A 26,654-nucleotide genomic window follows, 5' to 3' on the forward strand; every position below is an offset into this window, starting at 1 on the left:
TGGCTCAGCCCTTGATCCCGGTCCGCGCGACGCCCTGCACCAGCCGGCGCTGGAGGAACAGGAAGACGCACACCAGGGGGAGGACGGGCATGGCCGTGGCGATGAAGATCGGATGGAAGTCGACGGTCTGGCGGGTCATCGGTAGGAGGGGAGGGTCATCCGGACCGCCCGGGCGCTCGGGTCCTGGCCGGTGACCAGCGGCCACAAGGAGGAATTCCAGCCGTCGATGAAGGCGATCGTGGCGATGGCGACGTCCTTGTCTCGAGTGCGGCTGTCGGCGGGATGGCGGTCAAGGACTTGCGGTGCGCGGGACGTACGGCGCGCAGGACGTTAACCTTCCGCCAATACTTCGGCAAGGGGTTGGACGAAGTCCGTTCGAAGCGTTCTGACTCGTTCGTGATGACGAACGGGACGGGAGTCACCGGCGACTGCCGGCGGTACGGTTCCCGGCGCGCTTCCCGGCCGACTGCAACGCCCCCTCCAGCGCGAACGTCGCCGCTCCCAGGCACACCGGATCGGTCGGGACCGGGGAGAGGACGATCCGGGTGGCGGCCAGCGGGCGGCGCAGCGCGTGCCGGGCGACGGCCGTACGCACCTCGTCGAGCAGCGGCTCGCCGAACGCGGCAGCGACCCAGCTGCTGAGCACGACCACCTCCGGGTTGAAGAGGTTGACCAGACCGGCGATCCCGGCCCCGAGGTAGCGGGCGGTGTGCCCGAGCACCTCCACCGCCACCGGATCGCCCGCGCTCACACCCCGGGCGAGCGCGTCGATGGTGGCCGTCTGGTCGTCGGCCCGCAGCAGCGGGCTGTCCGGGCTCAGCTCCCGCAGGTTGAGCATGATCCCGGGCGCGCCGGTGTACGTCTCCACACAGCCGCGGTTGCCGCAGTGGCAGGGGCGGCCGTCCAGGACGAGGGTGGTGTGCCCCCACTCACCGGCGCTGTTGCTCACCCCCCGGTGCACCCCGCCGCCCAGCACCAGCCCGGCGCCCACCCCGGTCCCGAGGTTGACCACCACCGCGTCCCCGTACCCGCGCGCCGCCCCGAACCACAGCTCGGCCACCGCGCAGGCCCGCAACGGGTTGTCCAGGTACAGGGGGTGGGCGATGCGGTCGGTGAGCAGGTCGAGCAGGGGGACGCCGTGCCAGTCCCAGTTCGGCGCGTACTCGGAGATCCCGGTGTCCCGGTCCACCTGACCCGGCACGCTCACCCCGACCCCGAGCACCCGCGCGCCCTCCACCCCGGCCCGCGCCACCACCGACCCCACCGCCGTGGCCACATGCCCCACGACCTGCTCGGGCCGGCTCTCGCCGGGGCGCATGCTCTCCTCGGCGCGGGCCAGCACGTTCAGCGCGAGGTCGAACAGCTCGACCCGGACGTAGGTCTCGGCGAGATCCACGCCGATCAGCGCGCCCCCCGACGCGTTGACGGCCACCAGGCCCCGGGGACGGCCGCCGGCCGAGTCCTCGAAACCGACCTCGGTGATCATGCCGAGGTCGAGCAGCTCCCCGACCAGCGTGGCGACGGTGGCGAGACTGAGCCCCGTGGCGGCCGCCAGCTCCTGCCGGGAGGTCGGCGACGCGGCGATGATCTGGCGCAGCACCTGGTAGCGGTTGGCCGTGCGGATGTCCCGCGATGTGCGCTTCACCGAGCTGTCCCCATCCCTGCCGGGCCGGGCCGACCGGGCACCGGCGCGCGGCAAGGCTATGGGGAGGCGGACCTTTCGACAAGGAGTTCGGAAAGGGGCTTGACGAAGGCCGGTCGGGGCCGGCGGGCGTCCTCGGCGTCAGCCGCCCAGGACGTCCCGGACGAAGGCGTTGGTGAACTTGCCCGCCGGGTCCAGGTCGCGGACGAGGGCCCGGAAGTCGTGCAGGCGCGGGTAGCGGGCGTGCAGCTCCGCCGCCGGCGTGGTGAACACCTTCCCCCAGTGCGGTCGCGCCCCGAACGGAGCAAGGGCCTCCTCCACCCGCCCCACCACGGGCAGCACCGCCCGCGTGTCCTCGACCCAGGTGAAGTGGGCGGCCACCGTGTCCCGGCCGTAGGAGGGGCTGAGCCACTGGTCGTCGGCGGCGACGGTGCGCACCTCGCAGGTCTGCAGCAGCGGGGCGACCGTCTCCCGGATCCCGTCCAGCGCGTGCAGCGCGGCGACGGCCGACTCCCTCGGCATCAGGTACTCCGACTGCAGCTCCGCCCCGCTGCTCGGCGTGAACTCCGCGCGGAAGTGCGGCAGCCGCTCGTGCCAGGGCCCGGCCGCACCGAACTGCTCGGTGCAGTTCACCGCCGGCATCCCCGGCACCGGGTGCATCTTCTCGGCCGCCGGGGGCGCCCAGGGGAAGTCCGGCAGCGGCTGGTCGGTGCGCCGCTTCACCCACACCTGACGGAAGCCCGGCGCCCGCCAGTCGGTGAACAGGCTCACGCTGTACGCCGCCGACATCACCTTCTCGAACGTGGCGGAATCCAGCCCCTCCAGCGGCATCTCGGTGAACACGCGCTGCTCCACCTCGAAGGCCGGCTCCAGGTCCAGGGTGAGCGCGGTGACGACACCGAGCGCGCCCAGCGAGGTGACCGCGCCGCCGAACCGCTCGTCGCCGCGCGCCACGGTCACCGTCGAGCCGTCCGCCGTGACCAGTTCCACCGCGCGCACGGACGAGGCGAGCGGGCCGTTGCCGACCCCGGAGCCGTGGGTGCCGGTGGCGACCGAGCCGGCCACCGAGATGTGCGGGAGCGACGCCATGTTCGCCAGCGCCAGCCCGTGCCGGTGCACCTCGCGGGCCAGCTCCGCGTAGCGCACCCCGCCCCCGACCCGTACCGTCCGGGCCGCCGTATCCACGTCGACCTGCGGGGGCAGCGCGTCCAGGGACAGCAGGACGCCGTCCGCGCCGGGCTCGGCGATCTCGTTGAAGGAGTGCCCGCTGCCCAGGGCCCGCACCCGCGCGCTCCCGGCGACCAGTGTGCGCAGCGCGTCCAGGCTGTGCGGGCGGTGCAGCTCCTCGGCGGCGTACGTGATGTTGCCCGCCCAGTTGGTCACGGTCTCGGCCATCGCTCGTCCTTCCTGACGCTCGGGACCGAAAAGGTCCCCGCCGGAACCTACCTCGCGAGTGATCCACGCCCTGTGGGGGGACCCGGCACCCCGGACGTCCGAGCGGGGGCATACCGTGAGGAGTCGTACGTCCGAACCGGGAGGAGAACAACGGGATGGGCAGCCGTACCGCGCTGGTCGAGGATCTGATGGAGCGGTTCCCGCACGTGCCGCGCGAAGCCGTCTTCAAGGAGGACCTGCTGCGCGGCGGTGTGGCCTTCGACCCGTCCGCGCTCAGCGACAACGAGAGCGGTGAGGTCAAACCGAAGTCGTACTTCATCTTCTCCTTCGACCACGGCACCCTGCCCGAACTGGGCGAGGCCGCGCTGCGCCGCCCGCCGGAGGAGATCATCCTCACCGGCGGCCCGTACGACCTGCGCCGCACGGTCGTGTCGGTGCGGGTGAACCCGGCCTCCCCCTACCGCGTCGCCGCCGACGAGCACGGCGTGCTCGGCCTCTACCTCGACGGCAGGCGGATCTCGGACGTCGGCGTGCCGCCCATGCCCGAGTACTACCGGCACACCCTCTCCAACGGGAAGTCGGTCATGGAGGTCGCCCCCACCATCCAGTGGGGCTACCTGATCTATCTGACCGTCTTCCGGGTCTGCCAGTACTTCGGCGCCAAGGAGGAGTGCCAGTACTGCGACATCAATCACAACTGGCGCCAGCACAAGGCGGCAGGCCGGCCCTACACCGGGGTGAAGGACGTCGAGGAGGTCCTGGAGGCCCTCGAGATCATCGACCGGTACGACACCGCGAAGACGTCCACCGCCTACACCCTCACCGGCGGCGCCATCACCAAGACGGTCTCCGGACGCGACGAGGCCGACTTCTACGGCCACTACGCCAAGGCCATCGAGGAGCGCTTCCCCGGCCGCTGGATCGGCAAGGTCGTCGCCCAGGCGCTGCCCAGGGACGACGTGCAGCGCTTCAAGGACTACGGCGTGCAGATCTACCACCCCAACTACGAGGTGTGGGACGAGTACCTGTTCAAGATGTACTGCCCCGGCAAGGAGCGCTACGTCGGCCGCGACGAGTGGCACAGGCGCATCCTCGACTCCGCGGAGATCTTCGGCGCGCGCAACGTGATCCCCAACTTCGTGGCCGGCGTGGAGATGGCCGAGCCCTTCGGCTTCAAGACGGTCGACGAGGCCATCGCCTCCACCACCGAGGGCCTGCGCTTCTTCATGTCGCACGGCATCACGCCCCGCTTCACCACCTGGTGCCCGGAGCCGACCACCCCGCTCGGCAAGGCCAACCCGCAGGGCGCCCCGCTGGAGTACCACATCCGTCTCCTCCAGGCCTACCGGCAGACCATGGAGGACTTCGGCCTCTCCTCGCCCCCCGGCTACGGCCCGCCCGGCCCCGGCAACGCGGTCTTCTCGGTCAGCTCCTTCATGGACAGCCTCCCGGCACAGGAGTCCGCCGAGGAGGTCTGAGGCACCGGGCTCCCCGCGCCCGCTCCCGCGAGAGATCCGGAAGGCCGGAACCGAGACGTTCCGGCCTTCCGTGCGTATCGTCCCTGCGAGGGGTGGCCGCGCCGCCACGCAAAGTGAGGGAAGCGCTTGTCAGTTGTGGCGGGAACGTGAAAAGCTCGGCCACTGCCGCGAGGTTTCCCCAACTCCACTGCCCTTATGGCGAGTTGCCTCGCTCGTGATGCGGGAGTCTCATGCCCGACCTGCCGAGCCCCCAGGACGCCGCCGAGACGGCGCTGTTCTCCGAGTGCTGGGACGCCGCACTCTCCTACGCCGACCTGTGCACGGCCGGGTCCGCCGCCGCGGCGGAACTGGCCCGCGAGGCCTTCTCGCAGGGCATACGGGAGCTGCGCGAGGCCGAGTCGGGCACCGTCCGAGGCCACGGCCGCCGTTCCACCCGGCTGCCCCGGATACCCGTGCTGCTGACGGCGGTCCGCAGCACGGCGGCCGCCTGGGAGGAGGCGGGACAGGGGCACAAGCTCGACCCGGATCTGCGGCTGTGGCTCCACTCCGGCCAGGCCGCCCGCTACACCGGCCCGCCACTGGACCGCCCGGTCGCCCTGCGCGGACTGCGCGATCTGCAGCCGGCGGACGCCGAACTGCTCTGGCTGGCCGAGGCGGAGGCCCTGCCGCTGCCCCTGGTGGCCCGCCGGCTCGGCCTCGACCCCGCCACCGCCGCCGGTGAACTCGCCCAGGTCGGCCGCCTGTTCCGGGACCGCTGTCACCGCAACCACCTCGACTCGCCCCTGGACGCCGAGTGCCGCAGCTACGCCCGGCTCCTCGACGCCGTCACCCGCTCGCCCGCCGCGGACACCCCCGACGACCTCTCCCGCCACCTCGCCACCTGCCACCGGTGCGCCGAGGCAGCCGCCTGTCTGCGGCTGCACGGCGGGGGACTGCCCGGCGCGCTGGCCGGCGGGGTGATCGGCTGGGGCGGCCTCGCCTATCTGGAACGCCGCCGCCGCGCCGCCGAGGTACGGCTCGGGGCCGGACGCCCGGACCGGCCCGACCCGGACGGCGGCGACCCGGCGGACGGCACGGCCAGGACGCGCGTCGCCCGGCACGGTCTGCTGGTCGCCGCCCTCCTGGTCTCCCTCCTCGCGCTCGCGGTCTCCCTGATGCCGTTCGGCGACACGGCCGACGAGAGCGCCGAACGCCCCGACGCCGACCGGCAGCCGGTGGCCGACCCCGGCCCCTCCCTGCCCGCCGCACCCACGGCCTCCCCGGACACCCCGTCCCCGTCCTCGTCCCCGTCCGCTGAGCCGTCCGCCGGGCGCACCCCGGAGCGGGAGGACCCCGACCCCGAACCGCAGGGCACCTCCTCCGCCACCGCCACCGCCGACATCGAACCGGCGGCCTGCCACGCCGACTACGACCTGGTCAACCAGTGGCCCGACGGCTTCCAGGCCACCGTCACCGTCACCACACGCGACCCCCTCGACTCCTGGCGCGTCGGCTTCGCCTTCCCCGACGGCCAGCGGATCACCCAGATGTGGGACGCCTCGCTCGACCAGGACGGCTCCCGGGTCACCGCCACCGCCGCCGACTACAACAAGTCGGTCGCCGCCGGCGGGAAACTCGCCTTCGGCTTCCTCGCGTCCCGCGACGGCACGAACCGCCCGCCGTCCGGCTTCACGCTCAACGGCCGCACCTGCGCGACCGTGTGACACGGGAGCCCGGAAAACAAGTTGACGGGCCGGGGAGGCGGCGGGCTACTGTGACCGCGGATCACACGGTGGCCGTACGCCGCCGTACCGGACCGTTCGTGGAGTGAGGAGGTGTCGACCGATGGCTGTCACTGCGCCGGGCGCTGCCCGCATTCAGGAATCCATCACGTCCACCTCCGTGGCCACCGGCTGACCTCACCCTTTTCCCGTCCGCGTACGGATGCGTACGCGCGGCCGCCGGGGCCACCCACCTGAAGGGTCACCCCCTTGAGCTCCAGTTCCACCTCCGTCTCCTCCGCGCTCGCCCCCTACGGCTGGGACGACGCCTGGGCGGACGAGTTCGCCCCCTACGACGCGGAAGGGCTGCTGCCCGGCCGTGTGATCCGGGTCGACCGCGGCCAGTGCGACGTCGTCACCGCCGGCGGCACCCTGCGCGCCGACACCGCCTTCGTCACCCCGCACGACCCCCTGCGGGTCGTCTGCACGGGCGACTGGGTCGCCGTCGAACCCGGCGGGAACCCCCGCTACGTACGCGCGTATCTGCCGCGCCGTACCGCCTTCGTGCGCTCCACCTCCTCCAAGCGGTCCGAGGGGCAGATCCTCGCCGCCAACGTCGACCACGCCGTCGTCGCCGTCCCCCTCGCCGCCGAACTCGACCTGGCCCGGATCGAACGCTTCCTCGCGCTTGCCTGGGAGTCCGGGGCGCAGCCGGTGGTCGTCCTCACCAAGGCCGACCTGGTGCCGGACGCGGTGACCCGGGCGCACCTCGTCCAGGACGTGGAGACCAGCGCGCCGGGAGTGCCGGTGCTCACCGTCAGCGCCAGGGACGGGGACGGGCTCGACGTCCTCACCGCGATCACGGCCGGCGGTACGTCGGTGCTGCTCGGGCAGTCCGGCGCCGGCAAGTCCACCCTGGCCAACGCGCTCCTCGGCGAGGACGTGATGGACGTCCAGGCCATCCGGGACGTCGACGGCAAGGGACGACACACCACGACCACCCGCAACCTGCTGGCGCTGCCCGGCGGGGGAGTCCTCATCGACACACCGGGCCTCAGGGGCGTCGGCCTGTGGGACGCCTCCACCGGCGTCGGCCAGGTGTTCGCCGAGATCGAGGAGCTCGCCGAGGACTGCCGGTTCCAGGACTGCGCCCACGAGAGCGAACCGGGCTGCGCCGTCCTCGACGCCATCGAGACCGGTGACCTGCCCCAGCGCCGCCTGGAGAGCTACCGCAAGCTGCTCCGGGAGAACCAGTACATCGTCGCCAAGACCGACGCCAGGCTCCGCGCGGAGATCCGCAAGGACTGGAAGCGCAAGGGCGCCATCGGCAAGGCGGCGATGGAGGCCAAGCGGGGCCGCCTGCGGTAGCGGCACCTCCATGTCCGATTTCCGCCAGCCGGGGCTCCCCGGCCGGCGGAGACTGGACGGTATGAAGGACGAGGACAGCAGGTACGAGGCGGTGCGCAGCCGGGACGCCCGGTTCGACGGGGCGTTCTTCTTCGCCGTGGAGACGACCGGCATCTACTGCCGGCCCAGCTGCCCCGCCGTCACCCCGAAGCGGCGCAACGTGCGGTTCTTCGCGACCGCCGCCGCCGCGCAGGGGTCCGGGTTCCGCGCCTGCCGGCGCTGCCGCCCGGACGCCGTGCCCGGCTCCGCCGAGTGGAACGTGCGGGCCGACGTCGTCGGCCGGGCCATGCGGATGATCGCCGACGGAGTCGTCGACCGCGAGGGCGTCGCCGGGCTCGCCGCACGGCTCGGCTACAGCGCCCGCCAGGTGCAGCGCCAGCTCACCGGCGAGCTCGGCGCCGGGCCCGTCGCGCTCGCCCGCGCCCAGCGGGCGCACGCCGCGCGCGTGCTCCTGCAGACCACCGGGCTGCCGGTCACCGAGATCGCCTTCGCCGCCGGATTCGCCAGCGTGCGGCAGTTCAACGACACCGTACGGGCCGTGTACGCCACCACCCCCAGCGAGCTGCGCGCCTCCGCACCCCACCGGGGCCGGGCGCGCACCGCCACCCCGTCCGCCGGAATCCCCCTGCGGCTCGCCCACCGCGGCCCCTACCGGGCGGAACCCGTCTTCGACCTGCTGGAACGCGAGGCCGTCCCCGGCGTCGAGGACGTGAGCGGCACCCCGGGCACCCGCACCTACCGGCGGACGCTCCGCCTGCCCTACGGCACGGGCATCGCCGCCGTCGACGAGCCACGCGGCCGGCCCGGCGGCTGGCTCGACGCCCGCGTCCACCTCACCGACCCCCGCGATCTGACCACCGCCGTACAACGCCTGCGACGGCTGTTCGACCTGGACGCCGACCCGTACGCCGTCGACGAACGACTCGGTGCCGACACCCGCCTCGCCCCACTGGTCGCCGCCCGGCCCGGACTGCGCTCACCGGGAGCAGCCGACCCGGACGAACTGGCGGTGCGCGCGCTGGTGGGCCGCGACGAGGCCGCACGGCTCGTCCAGCGGTACGGCAAGCGGCTCGACGCCCCCTGCGACACCCTCACCCACCTGTTCCCCGAAGCCGCCGTCCTCGCCGGGGCCGAACCCGACGGCACCCTGGGCGCGCTCACCACCGCCCTCGCCGACGGCACCGTACGCCTCGGCCCCGGCGCCGACCGGGACGAGGCCCGGACCGCCCTGGCCGCCGTCCCCGGCCTCGACGCCCGTACGATCGCCGGGATCCGCACCCGCGCGCTCGGCGACCCGGACGTGGCCCCGCCCGGACCCGGCGTTCCCGAAAGCTGGCGCCCCTGGCGCTCGTACGCCCTGAACCACCTGCGCGCCGCAGGGGAGTTGGAGTAACCATGACGACCATGACCACGACCACGTACTGGACGCGTGTGGAGAGCCCCGTCGGACCGCTGCTGCTCACCGCCGCCCCGACCGGCGAGCTGACCTCGCTGTCCGTGCCCGGGCAGAAGGGCGGACGCACGCCGGCGGACGACTGGCGGCGGGACACCGGACCGTTCCGTGAGGCCGAGCGGCAGCTCACCGCGTACTTCGCCGGCGACCTCAAGGAGTTCCGGCTGGCCGTGAGCGCCACCGGCACCCCGTTCCGGGAGAAGGTGTGGGCCGCGCTCGACGACGTCCCCTACGGGGAGACCGTCTCCTACGGCGCGATCGCGGCCCGGATCGGCGCGCCGAGGGCCGCCGTACGGGCCGTCGGCGGCGCGATCGGCGCGAACCCGCTGCTCATCGTCCGCCCCTGCCACCGGGTGATCGGCGCCGACGGCTCGCTGACCGGATACGCCGGCGGGCTGGAGCGCAAGGTGCGGCTGCTCACCCACGAGGGCGTGCCGCTGCCGTGAGCCGGGGGCTCAGCCCCAGAACACCGCGCCCAGCCACGCCGCCGTGATCAGCTGGCAGGTGAACAGCTCCGTCAGCACGCTCCAGCCGCCCGAGCGCAGCGCCGTGCGCAGTGCCGCGACCGCCTCGCCGTGGCGGCCGAGACGCAGCCGCTCGAAGACGTAGATCCCGGCGAGGAAGCCCGGAACCGCGCCGATCACGGGCAGCAGCACGAAACCCAGGAACGAGCCGCAGCCCGCGTACGCCAGCATCCGGGCGTCGTCCCCGCCCGCCCGCAGCCGGCGCGGCGGCAGCGCCCAGCGCACCACCTGGGACAGGAACAGCAGGACGGTCGCCCCCACGCACACCCACCACGCGACGGGCCGCGGGTCCTTCAGCGCCCACCACAGGACCCCGGCCCACACCAGCCACGACCCGGGCACCCCTGGCAGCAGCACTCCGCACAGTCCGAGCAGGAGCACCAGTCCGGCGAGCAGGAGGTCCCACGCTCCCATCCTTCCAGGGTGCGGGAGTCCGGGGAGCGGCGCAGGACGGAAACGGGCCGCGGCGCCCCCTGTCGCACAGCCGTCCCGGGTGTGGTGCGGGACGGGGGATTTTCCCGATGCCCCGTTTCCATCCGGCCCGCGCGGTGGACAATCGGTGACATGAGCCAGCAGGGGGGAAGGCCCACCGGTCCGGAGGACGACTGGTGGGGGCAGCTGTACGACGACGCCACCGATGACACGGGCCCCGTACCGGCGCCCGATTCCCTGGACGACCGCTTCGCCTCGGCGTCCGGCACACTGAACGCGGGCGGTCCCGCGCCGGCGGGCGGTCCCGGCCCGGCGGGCGGTTCCGCCCCGGCGGATGGTCCCGCCCCGGACGGCTTACGTTCCACGCCGACGGTCCCGGACCCCCGCCCGGCCCCCGACGCGCCGGCGGACCTCCCGCCGCGACCTGCCGGCGCCCCGCCCCGCACCCCCTGGGGACCCCCGCCCGCCGCGTCCGCGGGCCCGGTGGCCTTCCCCCCGCCCGAGCCGCACCCTTCGCCGCCTCCGGCCTCCCCCACCTCCGGCACGGCCTACGGCCCCTGGACCCCCTCCACCGCGCCCCCGCCACCCCCCACGGCCCCACCGGCCCCGGAGTCCGCGGACGGCTCCGTCCCCCGCCCCTCCCGTCTCGGACCACTCCCGGACCCGCTCCCGTCCCGCGCCCACGTGGGATCCCGGCCGCCCACCTACGACCCCGAGCCCACCGCCCTCCCGCCGGCCGACCCCGACGAACTGGACGGCCTGGTCCCGGACACCGTGCTGGACGGGGCCCGCTACGGGGCCTGCACCCTGCGCGCCGCCTCCGTGCGCGGGGACTCCGCGCGCTACCGGGGCGAACCCCGCCGCGACGCCCTGCTGACCGCCCGGTTCGGAAAGGGGGAGCGGGCCCTCGTCCTCGTGGCGCTGGCGACCGGCGCCCGGAGCGCGCCCGGCGCCCACCGGGCCGCCGCCGAGGCCTGCCGGTGGATCGGCGAGGCGGTGGGCCGCAGCCACGCCCGCCTCGTCGACGACATCAGGGCCGCCCGGCGCGGCGACCTCAAGTCCGGCCTGCACCGCCTCACCGACCGCAGCCTCGGCAGGCTCCGCGCCGCCGCGGCCGAGCAGGGACTCGAACCCGACGCCCACACGGCCACCCTGCGCTGCCTCCTGCTGCCCGCCGACCCCGAGTGCCGCACCCGGGTCTTCTTCGGCGTCGGCCCCGGCGGACTGTTCCGGCTGCGGGACGGCGCGTGGCAGGACATCGAACCCGAGGTCACCGAGGCCAAGGGCGAACCCGTGGTCGGTTTCGGCTCGCCGCCCGCCGAGACCCCCGACGGCGACCGCCTCACCATGGACCTGGGCATCCCCACACCCCCGAGCCCGTACGAGCCCGCCCCCGAACCGCCCCGCGAGCCCTTCCGCTTCCGCACCTCCATAGCCCGCCCGGGTGACACCCTGCTGATGTGCGGGACCGGCCTCGCCGACCCCCTGCGCGGCGAGCGGGAGCTCCGCGCCCATCTCGCCGACCGGTGGTCCCGCCCCGGAGCGCCCGGCCTCGCCGCGTTCCTCGCCGACACCCAGGTGCGGGTCAAGGGGTACGCGGACGACCGTACGGCCGTCGCCGTTTGGGAGGCGTGAGCGCGCGCCGTGTGAATTCATGGAACCCGTCAGGCATCTTCGACACCCGAGGGGCAGACGGAAGCCATGGCCAAACAGAACGTAGCGGAGCAGTTCGTCGACATCCTCACCCGCGCGGGGGTCAAACGCCTCTACGGCGTCGTCGGCGACAGCCTCAACCCCGTCGTCGACGCCGTGCGCCGCAACTCCGCCATCGACTGGATCCACGTACGGCACGAGGAGACCGCCGCCTTCGCCGCCGGCGCCGAGGCCCAGGTCACCGGCAGACTGGGCGCCTGCGCCGGCTCCTGCGGGCCCGGCAACCTCCACCTCATCAACGGCCTGTACGACGCCCACCGCTCCATGGCCCCGGTCCTCGCCCTCGCCTCCCACATCCCGTCCAGCGAGATCGGCCTCGGCTACTTCCAGGAGACCCATCCCGACCAGCTGTTCCGCGAGTGCAGCCACTACAGCGAGATGATCTCCAGCCCGCAGCAGATGCCCCGGCTGCTGCAGACCGCCATCCAGCACGCCGTCGGCCGCTCCGGCGTCAGCGTCGTCACCCTCCCGGGTGACATCGCCGACCACGCCGCCCCCGAGAAGCCCCTGGAGACCGCCCTCGTCACCTCCCGGCCCACGGTCCGCCCCGGCGACGCCGAGATCGACCGGCTCGTCGACATGATCGACGAGGCCGGGAAGGTCACCCTGTTCTGCGGCGCCGGCACCAAGGGCGCGCACGCCGAGGTCATGGAGTTCGCCCAGAAGATCAAGTCCCCGGTCGGGCACGCCCTGCGCGGCAAGGAGTGGATCCAGTACGACAACCCGTACGACGTCGGCATGAGCGGACTGCTCGGCTACGGCGCCGCCTACGAGGCCACCCACGAGTGCGACCTGCTGATCCTGCTCGGCACCGACTTCCCGTACAACGCCTTCCTGCCCGACGACGTGAAGATCGTCCAGGTCGACGTGCGGCCCGAGAACCTCGGCAGGCGCTCCAGGCTCGACCTGGCGGTGTGGGGCGATGTGAAGGAGACACTGCGCTGTCTGACGCCGCGGGTCCGCACCAAGGACAGCCGGAAGTTCCTCGACCGGATGCTGAAGAAGCACGCGGACGCGCTGGAGGGGGTGGTGAAGGCGTACACGCGGAAGGTGGACAAGCACGTGCCGATCCACCCCGAGTACGTGGCGTCCGTACTGGACGAGATGGCCGACGACGACGCCGTGTTCACCGTCGACACCGGCATGTGCAACGTCTGGGCGGCCCGCTACATCTCGCCCAACGGCCGCCGCAGGGTGATCGGTTCCTTCTCCCACGGCTCGATGGCGAACGCGCTGCCGATGGCGATCGGGGCGCAGTTCACCGACCGCGGCCGGCAGGTCGTGTCGATGTCCGGCGACGGCGGGTTCACCATGATGATGGGGGACTTCCTCACCCTGGTGCAGTACGACCTGCCGGTGAAGGTGGTCCTGTTCAACAACTCCTCGCTGAGCATGGTCGAGTTGGAGATGCTGGTCGCCGGGCTGCCTTCGCACGGCACCGCCATGAAGAACCCCGATTTCGCCGCCGTCGCCCGCGCGTGCGGCGCCCACGGGGTACGGGTGGAGAAGCCGAAGGAGCTCGCCGGGGCGCTGAAGTCCGCGTTCAGGCACAAGGGTCCGGCCCTCGTCGACATCGTCACCGACCCCAACGCGCTGTCCATTCCGCCGAGGATCAGCAAGGAGATGGTGACCGGTTTCGCCCTGTCCGCCTCCAAGATGGTGCTGGACGGCGGGGTCGGCCGGATGGTGCAGATGGCCCGCTCCAACCTGCGCAACGTGCCCCGGCCGTGAGGGGATTCACCGGATGCGGGGCTTCCAGCCGCGTGCCGAGGTGTCGTACTCGTAGTGGGGCAGGCCCCCGACGCCGCTGGTGCGGAACGGGCGGCCGTGGTCGTCGACGCGGACCGTGCCGGTGCGGCCCTGCGAGGACCAGTCCAGCTCCAGGTACCAGCGGCAGTCGCAGTCCGCGGTACGGGCGGTGACCCGCAGCACCTCCGGGTCGGTCGCGGAGACCCGGTAGGGCATGCGTACGGCCGGGATCGGCGTACCGGCGTCGTTCCCGGCGACCGCGCGGGCGATGGGCCGGTCCTTGTCCAGGTCCACGTCGAAGGAGCGCGGGGTGAGCGCGCCGCCGCAGCCCTGGTCCATGGCGTACGCGTTCCCCGGCGCGGGACCGGAGCGGCCGGCCACGCGGACCCGCAGCGCGGTGAGGACGACGGCCGTGCCGGAGGTCCCCTGCACCGACAGCTCCACCAGCGTCTCGCCCCCGTGCACGGCAGACTGCGCCGCCGCCCAGGTCCCGGCGTCCTGCGGGGCCGGTGGCGGCGGGACCCGCTCCGGCGGTTCGGCGACGACGTAGTCGTGGCCGCAGCCGTACGCCCAGACATGGGAGTCGGCGGACCAGGTGAGGGGCGGGGCCCCGACGGGGGCGTCCGACTCGGCCGGGGCGGAGGGGGCACCGGGTTCGCGCCGCGCCTTTGGGGAGGACGGGCCGCTCTTCACGGTCGCGGAGCCGGAGGGGGAGGGGGAAGGGGACGAGGTGCGGCCCCGAGGGGCCTCGGCGGAACCGCTCGCCGCGGAGGTGACGGGCGGCGCGTCGACGGGTCCGCTCCCGCTGCCGGACGTCTGCCGGTCGTCCGGCAGCGCGGACAGACTCCCCACGGTGGCCAGCAGCGCACAGGCGGCGGCCAGCGCGACGGCGACCCGCTTGCGCCGCCGGTACCAGGGCCGCCGGCCGCGCGCCTCGCCGGCCGAGGGCCCGCTCACCACGTCGCTTCCGACCACCGGGCCGCCCGCGTACCCGGACCCCCCGGCACCCGGCCCGCTCCGGTCGACGGTGTCCGGGTCCGGGGCGGAGCCGGGGACCGGGTCCGTGGCCGGGGGCGTCCCCGGTGCGGCCGGGCCGTCGGGCCCGCGCGGGCGCCGGCGTGTCTCCACCGCGCGGAGCCAGCGGTGGTGGAGGTCCAGGCGTTCCGCCCTCGACGCGCCGCACAGGGCGGCGAACCGTTCCACCGGCGCGAAGTCGACGGGGACCGCGTCGCCCGCGCAGTAGCGGTGCAGCGTCGAGGTGTTCATGTTCAGCCGGCGGGCGAGCGAGCCGTAACTGCGGTCCGTACGTTCCTTCAGCTCGCGCAGCAGCGCCGCGAACTCCGCCACATCGTCCTGTGCCGACACCGTCACCCCGCACTCGTCAGGACCCGACCGGGCCCCGGGACGGCATCCCAGGCACCCCATGTACCTGCACGTCGGACGGGCTGGGATGGTTCCATGCCGGCGGATCCGGCGCCGACGCTTGCGCCCGCCTCCCGGGGCGGCCGATGCTCCTGGTACCGCGAACCGCCTGACACGGCGTACCGCCCCGCCCTTCCATCACACACACCTCACGGGGGACACCCATGCCCATGCGCACCCGCGCCGCCACCCTCGCGGCGCTCACCGTCGCCGCCCTCGCCGTCGGTACGGCACTCACCGCGCCGGCCGGCGCCGCGCCGGAGGAGGCCGCACCGCCCAGGTTCCTCGCGGCCTCCGAGCTGCCCCCGCACCCTTCGTCCGCCTGGACCGCGGGCCCGGTCACCGACGGCTTCCCGGTGGAGCTCGCCCACTGTCTCGGCGAGGGCGTGCCGGCGTACGACTACCGGCACCGCGTCTTCCGCACCGATCTGGACACCGGCGCCGTACAGACCACCGTCGTCACCGGCTCCGCCGCCAAGGGCAAGGCGCTGGCCGCCCTGCTGGACAAGGAGATCCGTTCCTGCGCCGACCGGATCGAGCGGTCCTACCCGGACGTCGAGGCCGAAGGCCGGTACTACGGTTCGCTGCCGGTCGAGGAGGGCGCGCAGGTGCACGGGCTGCACACCGAGACCTCCTGGGGCGCCACGGACATCCACCTGCTCTCCGTGGGACGCGACGGGAAGACCGTGACCGTCGTCGGATGGGGGCAGCTGGGCGACTTCGACGACGCCCCGGTGGGCGCGTTCAGGAAGACGACGAAGAAGGCCGTCGACAAGCTGTACTGAGGCCGCACGGCCGCCACGACCACCATGGGAAGCCGGGGTCGTCCTCTCGCCGCGGGGGTCGGGAGGACGGCCCCGCGTGTGCGTGTGTCCATCTGCGTGGCCATCGCACTTCGGCCAACTACCGTTCGTGACCGCCCGGCATGACTGGCGCGTGGTCGACCGGGCAAGGATTCCCGTGAAGGTGTTCGAGTACAGGGGGAACCGACATCGGCACGCGGGCGGGGGCCATGAAGAGTCAGGCTTCGGCGGATCGGCTGAGGCGCACACTGGGGCGTGCGGATCTGCGGGCGGTGCCCGAGTCCCGCAGGGCGTTGCGGGAACTGCTCAGACACTGGGGGACACCGGAGCGCTCCGAGGTCGCGGAACTGCTCACCAGTGAGCTCGTCACCAACGCGCTCGTCCACACCGGCTACGAGGCGGTCCTCACGGCCACCGTCGGGCCGCGTGGATTACGGGTGGAGGTAAGGGACTTCGTGGACGGGGAGCCCCGGCCGCGGGTGCCGAGCGTGGACGACGGCACGCACGGGAGGGGCCTGGTGCTGGTCGAGTCCCTCGCCGACGGATGGGGCGTCAGGAAGCACCGGGTGGGCAAGTCCGTCTGGTTCGAACTCGACGCGGACGCGGCCTGAACGGTGCGGACCGCACCCTTCAGGCCGCGTCGGGGCGTCAGCCGAACTGCTGCTCCAGGTCCTTGAGCTTGCGCTCCAGGGAGTCCAGGCGCGGCAGGGCCTGGGTGTCGTCCTCGGCGGTGAGGTCGACGGTCTTCGGGTCAGCGCCGGTGCGCACCGGCTGCAGGGAGGGACGCGCGCGGACGGGCAGGGCCTCCGGCGCCGGTATGGCAGGCTCCGCGGAGACCACGTCGGAGTCGCGCTCCACCGTGGGCGCCTCCAGTTCGCGTCCGCCGCCCCGGCCCACGAAACCGCGGTGGCCACGGCTGATCGCCTTCAGCCGGGCCCGCTCCACGCGCTGCTGGTCCCGCCTGCGCTGCTTCGCCGTCTCCTTGCGGGCCTTGTCCTCGCGCACTTCCTCGACCGCCTCGTCGAGGCTGCGCACGCCCTCCAGCAGCATCAGCGACCAGGCCCCGTACGTCTCCCGGGGGGCGCGCAGCCAGCGGACGATACGGATCTGCGGCAACGGGCGCGGCACCAGGCCCTGTTCGCGCAGGGCGGCCCGGCGGGTCTGCTTCAGCGCGCGGTCGAACAGGACCGCCGCCGACAGGGACATGCCCGCGAAGAAGTGCGGGGCGCCGTCGTGTCCGATGCCCCGGGGAGCGTGCACCCAGTTGAACCAGGCCGCGGCGAAGGCGAACGTCCACACCAGTATCCGCGAGCCGAGGGCCGCGTCACCGTGGCTGGCCTCGCGCACGGCGAGCACCGAGCAGAACATCGCCGCGCCGTCCAGGCCGAAGGGGACGAGGTACTGCCAGCCGCCGGACAGGCCGAGGTTCTGTTCGCCGAAGCCGACCAGGCCGTGGAAGGAGAGCGCGGCGGCCACCGCCGCACAGCAGAACAGCAGGACGTAGGAGACGGTGCCGTAGAGGGCCTCCTTGCGCCTGCGCCGTTCCTCGCTGCGCTCCCACGAGTCGTCCGCGCTCGTGCTCTTGACCGAGGAGCGCTTCCCGCGCGCCAGCACCGCCACCGCCGTCAGCATGCCCAGGAGCAGCACGGCGCCCGGAAGCAGCCAGTTCAGCGATATGTCGGTCAGTCTCATCTAGGGGTCCCTTGCATTGGGATAGGGCGTAACGCCCGCCATAGTGGCCCAACTCCAGTGGCCCTCAGGGGGTTTCGGGGCAAGAGGCCGCCAAGGAGGTGCGAGGGGGGTGCCCAGGGCGGCGTTCTGCTCGAACTGCCGCGTGAAAGGCAGGAGTTGAGTTCGAATAAGACTACCCGTACGGGTGGTTCCGCGGATAGTTCCCGTGACGGGTGAGGGAATTGTGAATCCCCTGTGACCTCTGCGGCCCGCCGACCGGATGATCTTACGTGCCGGGCGGGGGTGCCGGCGCCCGGCGTGGCGTCAACTCGCCTGCGCGACCAGCTCGGTGGCCCGCTTTTCGGTCCCTCCGGCGGCGCAGGTGCGCGGGCAGGTGGCGCAGATGTCCGCGGGGCGCAGGGTGTAGAACATGCAGCAGCTCACCCGGTCCCGGGTGACGGGCGCCGGCTCCCCGTCGGGCCCGGTCGGCCGGCGGAAGGCCGCCGCGCCGACGTACGGCTTGGTCGCGCCCGGCAGCAGCAGCTCCAGCTCCCGCAGCCCCCGCTCCTCCTCGCCGAGCAGCTGGGAGACGTACCGCAGGCTCTCGACGATCTCGTCGGTCGCCATGCCCCACAGGGCCCGGCCGCGACGCCGCATCCGGGGGCCGAAACCGGCCAGCACGGGTTCGAGGTGCTGGGCGACCGCCTCGCGCACCGCCGCCCGCAGCGCCTCCTCGTCGGGCACCACGCGGGCGCCGGGCAGCGCGGCGGCGGGGTCGCCGGGCAGGCAGGCGAAGCCGTCGGGCCGCACGGCCATGCGGCCCACGGCGAGGCCGGCGGCGGTACGGTCGAACGAGACGTGCGTCACGGGGTAGTACGGCACGCGGCGGTGCAGGAACCACGGCACGGTGATCAGCAGGCAGGCGGGCCAGGCGTAGCGGTGCAGGCCGAAGCTGGCGATCACGTCCGGGCGGCCCTGCTGCCCGTAGTCCCGCAGCACCTGGGTGTCGTCCCAGGTGAGGAAATGCTCCAGCTCGGACCCGCCCTCGGCGAGACCGGACGCGGTGACCCAGCCGCCGCCCGTGGGTGCCGCCTCGCCGGTGCCGAGTTCGGTGACGGCCAGGGCGGGGAGGGCCTCCGCCAGGCGGGCGTACGCGTCCGCGACGGCCGAACCGGGCACGGGCATGGGACCACCCCTTCACGTCTCGAGAAGCAGGTCAATAAAGGTAAGGCTCACCTTACCGAACATCGTGGCGATGTGAACCGGCGCCCCCGTGCGCTTATGGTGCTTGACGGACAGGTGACAACCCGCCGTAATGACCTCAAGTACCGAAACGTCCGCAGGAGGACCTTGTGAAGCAGGGCACGCGGGGCTCCGCCGTGACGGGGGACGCGGTGACCGGGCCCGCCGCCATGGGGCGGTTCCGGGTTCCCGTCCAGCCGGCGGCGCAGGACGTGGAGCCGGAGCGTGACCGGCCGGGCCGGGCCGAGGGGAGTGCCGCGCGCGGTGAGCACACGCACGGTGAGACCGCCCTTCCGCGGCCCCGGGCCGTCGTCCGGCGGTCCTCCGTGCGCGGACAGATCCTCGACGCCCTGCGCACCGCGCTGGTGACGGGCGACCTGCGGCCCGGTGAGGTGTACTCGGCCCCTGTGCTGGCGGAGCGGTTCGGGGTTTCCGCGACGCCGGTCCGGGAGGCGATGCAGCAGCTCACGCTGGAGGGCGCGGTCGAGGTCGTGCCCAACCGGGGGTTCCGGGTCGTCGAGCGGGGGGCGCGGGAGCTGGCCGAGCTCGCCGAGGTCCGGGCGTTGATCGAGGTGCCGGTGATGATGCGGCTGGCGCGGACGGTGTCCGTCGAGCGGTGGGCCGAGTTGCGGCCGCTGGCGGAGGCCACGGTGCGTGCGGCGTCGTCCGGGTGCCGGGCCACGTACGCGGAGGCCGACCGGGCCTTCCACGGCGCGGTGCTCGCCCTCGCCGGTAACGAGCAGCTGGTCCGGATCGCGGAGGATCTGCACCGGCGTGCGCAGTGGCCCCTGGTGGGGGGTGCTCCCGGTGGCCGCGGGCGGGCGGAGCTGGTGGCCGACGCCCATGAGCACACGGCCCTGCTGGACGCGTTGATCGCGGGGGATCTCGATGTGGTGCGGTCGCTGGTGGGGGAGCATTTCAACGGGGCGGTGTGAGGGGACGGGGTCGGTTCGCCCCCGCCGCCCCTTCCCGTCCCGTCCCCGAGGGCTGCGCCCCCGGACCCCATCGGCCCTGAACGGGCCTCGTCCTCAAACGCCGGACGGGCTGACTTCCAGCCCCTCCGGCGTTTGAGGAGCGGGGTCTGGGGCGGAGCCCCGGTTTCGGGACGGGAAGGGGCGGCGGGGGCGAGAACCCCTACGCCGTCGCCGCCCCCGGCGGTGCCAGCTGGTGGGCGAGCCACGTAGGGACGCCTCCCAGGAGGCGGAAGAGGCGGCGGGCCTCCTCGCGGAGGCGGGAGGCCTCCGGTTCGGTCTCCGTGTCGGCGAGGGAGACCAGGGCGGGGGCCGTGCCGACGAGGTAGCCCAACTCCTCGCGGATGCGCAGGGATTCGGCGAAGCCGTGCCGGGCTTCGGCCAACTCCCCTTCGCGCAGAGCCAGTCCGGCCAGGTGGCGCCAAGTGGCCGACAGCAGCAGCGGGTCGGCGTGTGCGGTGGCGCCCGCGTGGGCGCGACGGTACGCGGCCCGTGCCGCCTGCGGCGACCGGGTGAGGTTCTCGGCGATCAGACCGCGCCGGAAGTCCAGCAGGGCCCGCCCCACCGCCCCCGGAGCGATCAGCGCCGCCGCCCGGCCGAGCGCGGCCCGCGCCTCGTCCGCCCGGTCGCGTACGGCGAACAGGGTGGCGGCGTAGGCCAAGTACCCGCGTTCACAAGCGGCCGCCCCCCGCTCGTCGTCCGTGTGCGCCAGCGCCTCGGCCGTGCGCAGCGCGTCCTCGGCCTCCTCCCACCCCGCCTCGGTGTACAGACACCGCTCCACCAGCAGCGACGCCCGCTGCAGCGCCGCGTCCGGGCCGGCGGGTTCGAGCAGGGCGGCGGCGTCGGCCCAGCAGGCGCGGGAGCGCAGGCGCCACACCGCCGTCTGGAGGGGATCGTCATCGGCGGTCGTTCCGTCACCGGACATGGCGGTATGCGCCACGTTGCCCTCCCCGAGCACGCCATCGAGCTGTTGAGTGGTGGCCGCATCTCAGCACGAACCACCGGGCCCGGCCAAGAGGGTGGGTGAAGGATTTCACAAAGTCCTGGATCACGGGCCCGAATCGCGGGCCCGGGGCCGGACGGGTTCAGCTCATCCGCAGCGCGAGGAAGAAGTCCAGCTTGTCCTCCAGCCGTGACAGGTCACGGCCCGTCAGCTGTTCGATGCGGCCGACGCGGTAGCGCAGCGTGTTGACGTGCAGGTGGAGACGGGACGCGCAGCGGGTCCAGGAACCGTCGCAGTCGAGGAACGCCTCCAGGGTGGGGATCAGCTCGGCGCGGTGCCGGCGGTCGTAGTCCCGCAGCGGGTCGAGGAGACGGGCGGTGAAGGCACGCCGTACGTCGTCGGGGACGAAGGGCAGCAGCAGGACGTGCGAGGCCAGCTCCTGGTGGCCGGCCGCGCAGACCCGGCCCTGGCGGGCCGCGGCCACGCGCCGGGCGTGCCGTGCCTCCTCCAGCGCCCCGCGCAGCCCCTCCGCCGAGTGCACGGCGGCGGAGACGCCGAGGGTGAGCCGGCCGTCGTCGCCGAGCCCGGCGGTGAGCGGGTCACGTACGGACGCGAGGAGCGCGTCGGCGTGGATGCCGGTACCGGAGTCGTCGTGCTCGCCGGTCACCGAGGGCAGCGGCACGAGGGCGATCGCCTCGTCGCCGGTGTGGGCCACCGCGATGCGGTCGGAGTGCTCGGGTCCCGTCGACGCCGGGTCGACCAGGATCTCCTCCAGCAGCGCCTGGGCCGCCGGCCCGCCGTCGGCCTCCCCGCCGTCCCAGTCGACGCGGGCCACCACGACCTGCCAGTGCGGCGCGGTCCCCAGCCCGGGCAGCAGCACCGGCGCGGCCACCCGCAGCCGCGCCGCGATCTCGGCGGGCGCGGCGCCGGTCTGCACCAGCTCCAGCACCTCCTGCGCGAGCCGCCGCCGCACCGTGCGCGCCGCGTCCCTGCGGTCCCGCTCGACGGCGATCAGCTGGGTGACGCCGTGCAGCAGGTCCAGCCGCTCCCCGGCCCAGTCCCCGGCGTCCGCCTCGACCGCCAGCACCCAGTCCGACAGCACCGTCTCGCGCACGTCGCGCGACGTCGGCGCGGAACGCCCGCCGCCGCGCACCGGGAAGAGGCTGTAGGTCGTCTGGCCCAGCGTGACCCGGTGCGGGCCGGGCCGGCCGGTGCGGGAGGCCGCGAGCTGTTCCGCGGCGAGCCGTGCGCACACGTCGGCGGGCAGCGCCGGCTCCGCCTCCCGCGCCCCGGCGGCCTTCGAGCCCGCGATCAGGCGGCCGGCGGGCGACAGCAGCCAGGCCCGCAGGTCCAGGTCGGAACCGAGCAGATCCAGTACGACATCGGGGCCGCCGCCCGCCGGACCGGCGGTCATCATCCGCCGGTGCCGGTCCACCACGGCCGCCAGGTCCCCGGCGCGCTCGCCGGACACCTGCCGCACGACGTGCTCGGTGATGGTCGCGAACGCCACCGACTCGTGCACCGCGAACAGCGGCAGCCGGTGCCGTGCGCAGGCCACGACCAGGTCGTCCGGCACGTCGCCCAGCTCCGCCGTACCGGCCGCGACGGCGGCCACCCCGGCCTGCGCCAGGATCCGTACGAACGGCTCGGAGTCCGCCGCGTCCCGGCGCCAGGCCAGGCCGGTGAGCACCAGTTCCCCGCCGGAGAGATAGCGGCTGGGGTCCCGCAGATCGGTGGTCATCACCCCGCGCACCCCGCGTTCCAGCTCGTCCTCGCCGCCGAGCAGCTTCAGGCCCAGCGCGTCGGTGTCCAGCAGTGCGCGCAGCCGCATTCTCGTCTCCGTCGTTTCTTGTCTCGATAGCTGTGGTGGCCCGTGGAGGGATCTTCCGGAGAGGGCCCGTCGGGTGGCTGATCAGCGGTGTCGGCCGTGTCCTGGACCGTGTCCCCTGTTTCCGGAGGAAGGTGGGGAGGTTACAGAGGACCTCCGTTCATACGAATCTACAAGATGCCTGCGCTGGCCAGCCAACTCCTTCATGGTTTCCGTGACTGACCCCCGCGGAGCGCACGGCGGTGTACTGGCCGCACTCCGAGTGAACCGCACAGGAACGAGCCGGGCCCGCCGCACACGGATTGGCTTGATCCGTACGCCCCACGAGACGAAGAAGAGAGCCGGTCATGGACTTCCTTCGCCCCGCCAGCTGGGAGGAGGCGCTCGCCGCGAAGGCCGAGCACCCCGCCGCTGTGCCGATCGCGGGTGGCACCGACGTGATGGTCGAGATCAACTTCGACCACCGCCGGCCCGAGTACCTGATGGACCTGAACCGCGTCGGCGACCTGTACGAGTGGGAGGTCGGCGAGGACAGCGTACGGCTCGGCGCCTCCGTCCCGTACGCGCGGATCATGGAGCACCTGCGCGCCGAGCTGCCGGGCCTCGCCCTCGCCTCCCACACGGTCGCCTCCCCGCAGATCCGCAACCGCGGCGGTGTCGGCGGCAACCTCGGCACCGCCTCCCCGGCCGGCGACGCCCACCCTGCGCTGCTCGCCGCCGGCGCCGAGGTCGAGGCCGAGTCGGTGCGCGGGTCGCGCCGCATCCCCATCGACGCGTTCTACACCGGTGTGAAGCGCAACGCGCTGGCGCCCGACGAGCTGATCCGCGCCGTCCACATCAAGAAGGCCGAAGGCCCCCAGCAGTACTCCAAGGTCGGCACCCGCAACGCCATGGTCATCGCCGTGTGCGCCTTCGGCCTTGCCCTGCACCCCGGGACGCGGACGGTGCGTACGGGAATCGGTTCGGCCGCTCCCACCCCCGTCCGGGCGCAGGCCGCCGAGGAGTTCCTGAACGCGGCGCTGGAGGAGGGCGGCCTCTGGGACAACGGGAAGACCATCACACCGTCCGTCGCCAAGCGGTTCGCGGACCTGTGCGCCGGCGCCTGCAACCCGATCGACGACGTGCGCGGCACCGCGAGCTACCGCCGGCACGCGGTCGGTGTCATGGCCCGCCGCACCCTGACCTGGACCTGGGAGTCGTACCGCGGCGCCCGCCGCATCACGGAGGGAGCCGCGTAATGCGCATCGACTTCACCGTCAACGGACGCCCCCAGGAGGCCGACGACGTCTGGGAGGGCGAGTCCCTGCTGTACGTGCTGCGCGAGCGGCTCGGCCTGCCCGGTTCCAAGAACGCCTGCGAGCAGGGCGAGTGCGGGTCGTGCACCGTCCGGCTCGACGGCGTGCCCGTGTGCTCCTGCCTCGTCGCCGCCGGTCAGGTCCAGGGCCGCGAGGTCGTCACCGTGGAGGGCCTGGCGGACTTCGCCGAGCGGCGCTCCCGCAGTACCGGCACGTGCGGCACCTCACTGGACGAGGCCAAGGGGTGGCAGGCCGAGGGCACCGGCTCGCAGACCGGCGAGGGCGCCGGACTCTCGCCCGTCCAGCAGGCGTTCATCGACGCCGGCGCCGTCCAGTGCGGCTTCTGCACGCCGGGCCTGCTGGTCGCCGCCGACGAGATGCTGGAGCGCAACCCCGACCCGACCGACGCGGACATCCGCGAGGCCCTGTCGGGCAACCTGTGCCGCTGCACCGGCTACGAGAAGATCATGGACGCGGTCCGCCTGGCGGCCGCCCGCCAGGCCGAGGGGGTCTGAGCATGCCGACGAACGGTGTTCCCACCAGGATCACGCAGGGCTCGGGCACCAAGGGCGGCATCGGCGAGTCCACCCTCCGCCCCGACGGCACCCTCAAGGTCACCGGTGAATTCGCGTACTCCTCCGACATGTGGCACGAGGACATGCTGTGGGGCCACATCCTGCGCTCCACCGTCGCCCACGCCGAGATCGTGTCGATCGACACCGGTGAGGCCCTCGCCACCCCCGGCGTCCACGCCGTGATGACGTACGACGACCTGCCGACCGGCGTGAGGAACTACGGTCTGGAGATCCAGGACACCCCCGTCCTCGCGCACCGCAAGGTCCGCCACCACGGCGAACCGGTCGCGATCGTCGCCGCCGACCACCCGGAGACCGCCCGCCGCGCCGCCGCGAAGATCAAGGTGGAGTACCGCGAGCTGCCGGTGATCACCGACGAGGCCTCCGCGACCGCCCCGGACGCCGTCCTGGTCCACGAGAACCGCGACGATCACCACATCGGCCATGTCCCGCACCCCAACATCGTCCACCGCCAGCCGATCGTCCGCGGCGACGTGGCGGCGGCCCGGGAGCGGGCCGACGTGATCGTCGAGGGCGAGTACACCTTCGGCATGCAGGACCAGGCCTTCCTCGGCCCCGAGTCCGGCCTCGCCGTCCCCGAGGAGGACGGTGGCGTCCACCTCTACATCGCCACCCAGTGGCTCCACTCCGACCTGCGCCAGATCGCGCCCGTGCTCGGCCTGCCCGAGGACAAGGTACGGATGACCCTGGCCGGCGTCGGCGGCGCGTTCGGCGGACGCGAGGACCTGTCGATGCAGATCCACGCCTGCCTGCTCGCCCTGCGCACCGGCAAGCCCGTCAAGATCGTCTACAACCGCTTCGAGTCCTTCTTCGGCCACGTCCACCGCCACCCGGCCAAGCTGTTCTACGAGCACGGCGCCACGGCGGACGGCAGGCTGACCCACGTCAAGTGCCGCATCGTCCTCGACGGCGGCGCGTACGCCTCCGCCTCCCCGGCCGTGGTCGGCAACGCCTCCTCGCTCGGCGTCGGACCGTACGCCGTCGACGACGTCGACATCGAGGCGATCGCCCTCTACACCAACAACCCGCCCTGCGGAGCCATGCGCGGCTTCGGCGCGGTCCAGGCGTGCTTCGCGTACGAGGCGCAGATGGACAAGCTGGCGGCGCGGCTCGGCATCGACCCGGTGGAGCTGCGGCAGCGCAACGCCATGGAGCAGGGCACGCTCATGCCCACCGGGCAGCCCGTCGACTCCCCGGCGCCGGTCGCCGAACTCCTGCGCCGCGTCAAGGCGATGCCCATGCCGCCGGAGCGCCAGTGGGAGTCCAGCGAGGGCGCCGACGTGCGCCAGCTCCCGGGCGGCCTGTCCAACACCACCCACGGCGAAGGCGTCGTACGGGGTGTCGGCTACGCGGTCGGCATCAAGAACGTCGGCTTCTCCGAGGGCTTCGACGACTACTCCACCGCGCGGGTGCGGATGGAGGTGGCCGGCGGGGAGCCGGTCGCCACCGTGCACACCGCGATGGCGGAGGTCGGCCAGGGCGGTGTCACCGTCCACGCGCAGATCGCCCGCACCGAGCTGGGCGTCGGCCAGGTGACCATCCACCCGGCCGACACCCGGGTGGGATCGGCCGGTTCGACCTCCGCGTCGAGGCAGACGTACGTCACCGGCGGCGCGGTCAGGAACGCCTGCGAACTGGTCCGTGAGCGGGTGCTGGAACTCGGCCGGCGCAGGTTCGGGTCCTACCACCCGGCCTGGGCGAGTGCCGAACTCCTCCTGGAGGGCGGCAAGGTCGTCACCGACGGCGGCGAGGTCCTCGCCGACCTGGTGGACGTCCTCGGCGACGAGGCCGTCGAGGTCGAGGAGGAGTGGCGGCACCGGCCGACCGAACCCTTCGACCTGCGCACCGGCCAGGGCAACGGCCACGTCCAGTACTCCTTCGCCGCGCACCGCGCCGTCGTCGAGGTCGACACCGAACTCGGCCTGGTGAAGGTCGTCGAACTGGCCTGCGCGCAGGACGTCGGCAAGGCGCTCAACCCGCTGTCCGTCATCGGCCAGATCCAGGGTGGCACCACCCAGGGCCTGGGCATGGCGGTCATGGAGGAGATCGTCGTCGACCCGAGGACCGCGAAGGTACGCAACCCGTCCTTCACGGACTACCTCATCCCCACCATCCTCGACACCCCGACCATCCCCGTCGACGTCCTGGAACTCGCCGACGACCACGCCCCCTACGGCCTGCGCGGCGTCGGCGAGGCCCCCACCCTGTCCTCGACCCCCGCGGTCCTGGCAGCCATCCGCAACGCCACGGGCCTGGAGCTGAACAGAACCCCGGTACGCCCGGAACACCTCACCGGGACCGTGTAACTCCGGTGCCACTGCGGGCAATCGCACGGCACCCCGCAACAACCCCGCCGCCGCTGCGGGCAGTCGTGCCGCTGGGGCGGCACG

General features: G+C 73.5%; 21 protein-coding genes and 1 pseudogene. 13 read left to right on the top strand and 9 right to left on the bottom strand.

Annotated features, from left to right (window positions below):
- Positions 1–4: 4 nt before the first annotated feature.
- The 3 genes and pseudogenes from ACFV5H_RS15775 to ACFV5H_RS15785 all read right to left on the bottom strand — a co-directional run.
- A pseudogene (locus tag ACFV5H_RS15775) lies at positions 5–249 on the bottom strand (carbohydrate ABC transporter permease); the annotation flags it as partial.
- 169 nt (positions 250–418) lie between these two features.
- Positions 419–1,645: an ROK family transcriptional regulator gene (locus ACFV5H_RS15780; RefSeq protein ID WP_385195189.1), complete on the bottom strand. Its 1,227-nt coding sequence runs from the start codon at positions 1,643–1,645 to the stop codon at positions 419–421.
- Between the two features lie 138 nt (positions 1,646–1,783).
- Positions 1,784–3,037: a D-arabinono-1,4-lactone oxidase gene (locus ACFV5H_RS15785; RefSeq protein ID WP_385050675.1), complete on the bottom strand. Its 1,254-nt coding sequence runs from the start codon at positions 3,035–3,037 to the stop codon at positions 1,784–1,786.
- 155 nt (positions 3,038–3,192) lie between these two features.
- Here ACFV5H_RS15785 and ACFV5H_RS15790 point away from each other — a divergent pair, with 155 nt between their 5' ends.
- The 5 genes from ACFV5H_RS15790 to ACFV5H_RS15810 all read left to right on the top strand — a co-directional run bounded on the left by ACFV5H_RS15790 (position 3,193) and on the right by ACFV5H_RS15810 (position 9,521).
- Entirely contained in the window at positions 3,193–4,515 is a 1,323-nt protein-coding gene (locus tag ACFV5H_RS15790; protein WP_385050677.1) for a radical SAM protein, read from the top strand.
- Positions 4,516–4,745: 230 nt separating this feature from the next.
- The gene (locus tag ACFV5H_RS15795) at positions 4,746–6,218 is read left to right on the top strand and encodes a cellulose binding domain-containing protein (RefSeq protein WP_385195191.1); all 1,473 of its coding nucleotides are present in this window, start codon (positions 4,746–4,748) and stop codon (positions 6,216–6,218) included.
- Positions 6,219–6,485: 267 nt separating this feature from the next.
- A complete protein-coding gene (gene rsgA, locus ACFV5H_RS15800; RefSeq protein WP_385050681.1) occupies positions 6,486–7,583 on the top strand; it encodes a ribosome small subunit-dependent GTPase A in 1,098 nt (365 codons plus the stop codon).
- Between the two features lie 61 nt (positions 7,584–7,644).
- Entirely contained in the window at positions 7,645–9,015 is a 1,371-nt protein-coding gene (locus tag ACFV5H_RS15805) for a DNA-3-methyladenine glycosylase 2 family protein (protein WP_385195193.1), read from the top strand.
- Between the two features lie 2 nt (positions 9,016–9,017).
- Positions 9,018–9,521, top strand: coding sequence for a methylated-DNA--[protein]-cysteine S-methyltransferase (locus tag ACFV5H_RS15810; protein ID WP_385050685.1), 504 nt, complete (start codon positions 9,018–9,020; stop codon positions 9,519–9,521).
- Between the two features lie 9 nt (positions 9,522–9,530).
- Here ACFV5H_RS15810 and ACFV5H_RS15815 read toward each other — a convergent pair whose 3' ends face one another.
- Positions 9,531–10,013 (bottom strand): DUF456 domain-containing protein, encoded by a 483-nt coding sequence (locus tag ACFV5H_RS15815; RefSeq protein WP_385050687.1) that lies wholly within the window; start codon positions 10,011–10,013, stop codon positions 9,531–9,533.
- 150 nt (positions 10,014–10,163) lie between these two features.
- On the opposite strand from ACFV5H_RS15815, the gene ACFV5H_RS15820 reads away from it, so the two are divergent.
- Both ACFV5H_RS15820 and ACFV5H_RS15825 read left to right on the top strand, forming a co-directional pair.
- Positions 10,164–11,666, top strand: a complete 1,503-nt coding sequence (locus tag ACFV5H_RS15820; protein WP_385195195.1) for a protein phosphatase 2C domain-containing protein — start codon at positions 10,164–10,166, stop codon at positions 11,664–11,666.
- Between the two features lie 66 nt (positions 11,667–11,732).
- Complete coding sequence (locus ACFV5H_RS15825) at positions 11,733–13,475, top strand: pyruvate dehydrogenase (protein WP_385050691.1); 1,743 nt, start codon at positions 11,733–11,735, stop codon at positions 13,473–13,475.
- Positions 13,476–13,481: 6 nt separating this feature from the next.
- Here the strand turns inward: ACFV5H_RS15825 and ACFV5H_RS15830 are convergent, their stop codons facing one another.
- A complete protein-coding gene (locus tag ACFV5H_RS15830) occupies positions 13,482–14,858 on the bottom strand; it encodes a helix-turn-helix domain-containing protein (protein ID WP_385195377.1) in 1,377 nt (458 codons plus the stop codon).
- Positions 14,859–15,079: 221 nt separating this feature from the next.
- Between ACFV5H_RS15830 and ACFV5H_RS15835 the strand changes: the two genes are divergently transcribed.
- Positions 15,080–15,700 carry a hypothetical protein gene (locus ACFV5H_RS15835; RefSeq protein ID WP_385195197.1) on the top strand — a complete coding sequence of 207 codons (621 nt, stop codon included), beginning with the start codon at positions 15,080–15,082 and terminating at the stop codon, positions 15,698–15,700.
- 227 nt (positions 15,701–15,927) lie between these two features.
- On the top strand, positions 15,928–16,329 hold the full coding sequence (locus ACFV5H_RS15840; RefSeq protein ID WP_385050695.1) for an ATP-binding protein: 402 nt from the start codon (positions 15,928–15,930) through the stop codon (positions 16,327–16,329).
- Positions 16,330–16,366: 37 nt separating this feature from the next.
- On the opposite strand, the gene ACFV5H_RS15845 is transcribed toward ACFV5H_RS15840, so the two are convergent.
- Both ACFV5H_RS15845 and ACFV5H_RS15850 read right to left on the bottom strand, forming a co-directional pair.
- Complete coding sequence (locus ACFV5H_RS15845; protein ID WP_385050697.1) at positions 16,367–17,410, bottom strand: DUF2637 domain-containing protein; 1,044 nt, start codon at positions 17,408–17,410, stop codon at positions 16,367–16,369.
- Positions 17,411–17,713: 303 nt separating this feature from the next.
- On the bottom strand, positions 17,714–18,574 hold the full coding sequence (locus tag ACFV5H_RS15850; RefSeq protein WP_385195199.1) for a (2Fe-2S)-binding protein: 861 nt from the start codon (positions 18,572–18,574) through the stop codon (positions 17,714–17,716).
- 167 nt (positions 18,575–18,741) lie between these two features.
- Here ACFV5H_RS15850 and ACFV5H_RS15855 point away from each other — a divergent pair, with 167 nt between their 5' ends.
- Positions 18,742–19,566 carry a GntR family transcriptional regulator gene (locus ACFV5H_RS15855; protein WP_385050701.1) on the top strand — a complete coding sequence of 275 codons (825 nt, stop codon included), beginning with the start codon at positions 18,742–18,744 and terminating at the stop codon, positions 19,564–19,566.
- 199 nt (positions 19,567–19,765) lie between these two features.
- On the opposite strand, the gene ACFV5H_RS15860 is transcribed toward ACFV5H_RS15855, so the two are convergent.
- Positions 19,766–20,527: a hypothetical protein gene (locus ACFV5H_RS15860; RefSeq protein WP_385050739.1), complete on the bottom strand. Its 762-nt coding sequence runs from the start codon at positions 20,525–20,527 to the stop codon at positions 19,766–19,768.
- Positions 20,528–20,687: 160 nt separating this feature from the next.
- Positions 20,688–22,376 (bottom strand): PucR family transcriptional regulator, encoded by a 1,689-nt coding sequence (locus ACFV5H_RS15865; protein ID WP_385050703.1) that lies wholly within the window; start codon positions 22,374–22,376, stop codon positions 20,688–20,690.
- Between the two features lie 344 nt (positions 22,377–22,720).
- Here ACFV5H_RS15865 and ACFV5H_RS15870 point away from each other — a divergent pair, with 344 nt between their 5' ends.
- The 3 genes from ACFV5H_RS15870 to pucD are packed head-to-tail and all read left to right on the top strand — an operon-like array spanning position 22,721 to position 26,570.
- Positions 22,721–23,611, top strand: coding sequence for an FAD binding domain-containing protein (locus ACFV5H_RS15870; RefSeq protein ID WP_385195201.1), 891 nt, complete (start codon positions 22,721–22,723; stop codon positions 23,609–23,611).
- A complete protein-coding gene (locus tag ACFV5H_RS15875; protein WP_385195204.1) occupies positions 23,611–24,183 on the top strand; it encodes a (2Fe-2S)-binding protein in 573 nt (190 codons plus the stop codon). The genes ACFV5H_RS15870 and ACFV5H_RS15875 overlap by 1 nt, the downstream gene beginning before the upstream one ends.
- Before the next feature lie 2 nt (positions 24,184–24,185).
- Complete coding sequence (gene pucD / locus ACFV5H_RS15880; RefSeq protein WP_385195207.1) at positions 24,186–26,570, top strand: xanthine dehydrogenase subunit D; 2,385 nt, start codon at positions 24,186–24,188, stop codon at positions 26,568–26,570.
- Positions 26,571–26,654: the final 84 nt, after the last annotated feature.

It is taken from the genome of Streptomyces sp. NPDC059787, from assembly GCF_042732315.1.
GTDB classification, from domain to species: domain Bacteria; phylum Actinomycetota; class Actinomycetes; order Streptomycetales; family Streptomycetaceae; genus Streptomyces; species Streptomyces atrovirens.

What these genes read in the sequence shown, in the direction of transcription:
- ACFV5H_RS15785 (WP_385050675.1), bottom strand. Translation starts at nt 3,037, where the DNA reads ATGGCCGAGACCGTGACCAACTGGGCGGGCAACATCACGTACGCCGCC.
- ACFV5H_RS15790 (WP_385050677.1), top strand. Translation starts at nt 3,193, where the DNA reads ATGGGCAGCCGTACCGCGCTGGTCGAGGATCTGATGGAGCGGTTCCCG.
- ACFV5H_RS15795 (WP_385195191.1), top strand. Translation starts at nt 4,746, where the DNA reads ATGCCCGACCTGCCGAGCCCCCAGGACGCCGCCGAGACGGCGCTGTTC.
- ACFV5H_RS15805 (WP_385195193.1), top strand. Translation starts at nt 7,645, where the DNA reads ATGAAGGACGAGGACAGCAGGTACGAGGCGGTGCGCAGCCGGGACGCC.
- ACFV5H_RS15810 (WP_385050685.1), top strand. Translation starts at nt 9,018, where the DNA reads ATGACGACCATGACCACGACCACGTACTGGACGCGTGTGGAGAGCCCC.
- ACFV5H_RS15815 (WP_385050687.1), bottom strand. Translation starts at nt 10,013, where the DNA reads ATGGGAGCGTGGGACCTCCTGCTCGCCGGACTGGTGCTCCTGCTCGGA.
- ACFV5H_RS15820 (WP_385195195.1), top strand. Translation starts at nt 10,164, where the DNA reads ATGAGCCAGCAGGGGGGAAGGCCCACCGGTCCGGAGGACGACTGGTGG.
- ACFV5H_RS15825 (WP_385050691.1), top strand. Translation starts at nt 11,733, where the DNA reads ATGGCCAAACAGAACGTAGCGGAGCAGTTCGTCGACATCCTCACCCGC.
- ACFV5H_RS15835 (WP_385195197.1), top strand. Translation starts at nt 15,080, where the DNA reads ATGCCCATGCGCACCCGCGCCGCCACCCTCGCGGCGCTCACCGTCGCC.
- ACFV5H_RS15840 (WP_385050695.1), top strand. Translation starts at nt 15,928, where the DNA reads ATGAAGAGTCAGGCTTCGGCGGATCGGCTGAGGCGCACACTGGGGCGT.
- ACFV5H_RS15845 (WP_385050697.1), bottom strand. Translation starts at nt 17,410, where the DNA reads ATGAGACTGACCGACATATCGCTGAACTGGCTGCTTCCGGGCGCCGTG.
- ACFV5H_RS15850 (WP_385195199.1), bottom strand. Translation starts at nt 18,574, where the DNA reads ATGCCCGTGCCCGGTTCGGCCGTCGCGGACGCGTACGCCCGCCTGGCG.
- ACFV5H_RS15860 (WP_385050739.1), bottom strand. Translation starts at nt 20,527, where the DNA reads ATGTCCGGTGACGGAACGACCGCCGATGACGATCCCCTCCAGACGGCG.
- ACFV5H_RS15865 (WP_385050703.1), bottom strand. Translation starts at nt 22,376, where the DNA reads ATGCGGCTGCGCGCACTGCTGGACACCGACGCGCTGGGCCTGAAGCTG.
- ACFV5H_RS15870 (WP_385195201.1), top strand. Translation starts at nt 22,721, where the DNA reads ATGGACTTCCTTCGCCCCGCCAGCTGGGAGGAGGCGCTCGCCGCGAAG.
- ACFV5H_RS15875 (WP_385195204.1), top strand. Translation starts at nt 23,611, where the DNA reads ATGCGCATCGACTTCACCGTCAACGGACGCCCCCAGGAGGCCGACGAC.
- pucD (WP_385195207.1), top strand. Translation starts at nt 24,186, where the DNA reads ATGCCGACGAACGGTGTTCCCACCAGGATCACGCAGGGCTCGGGCACC.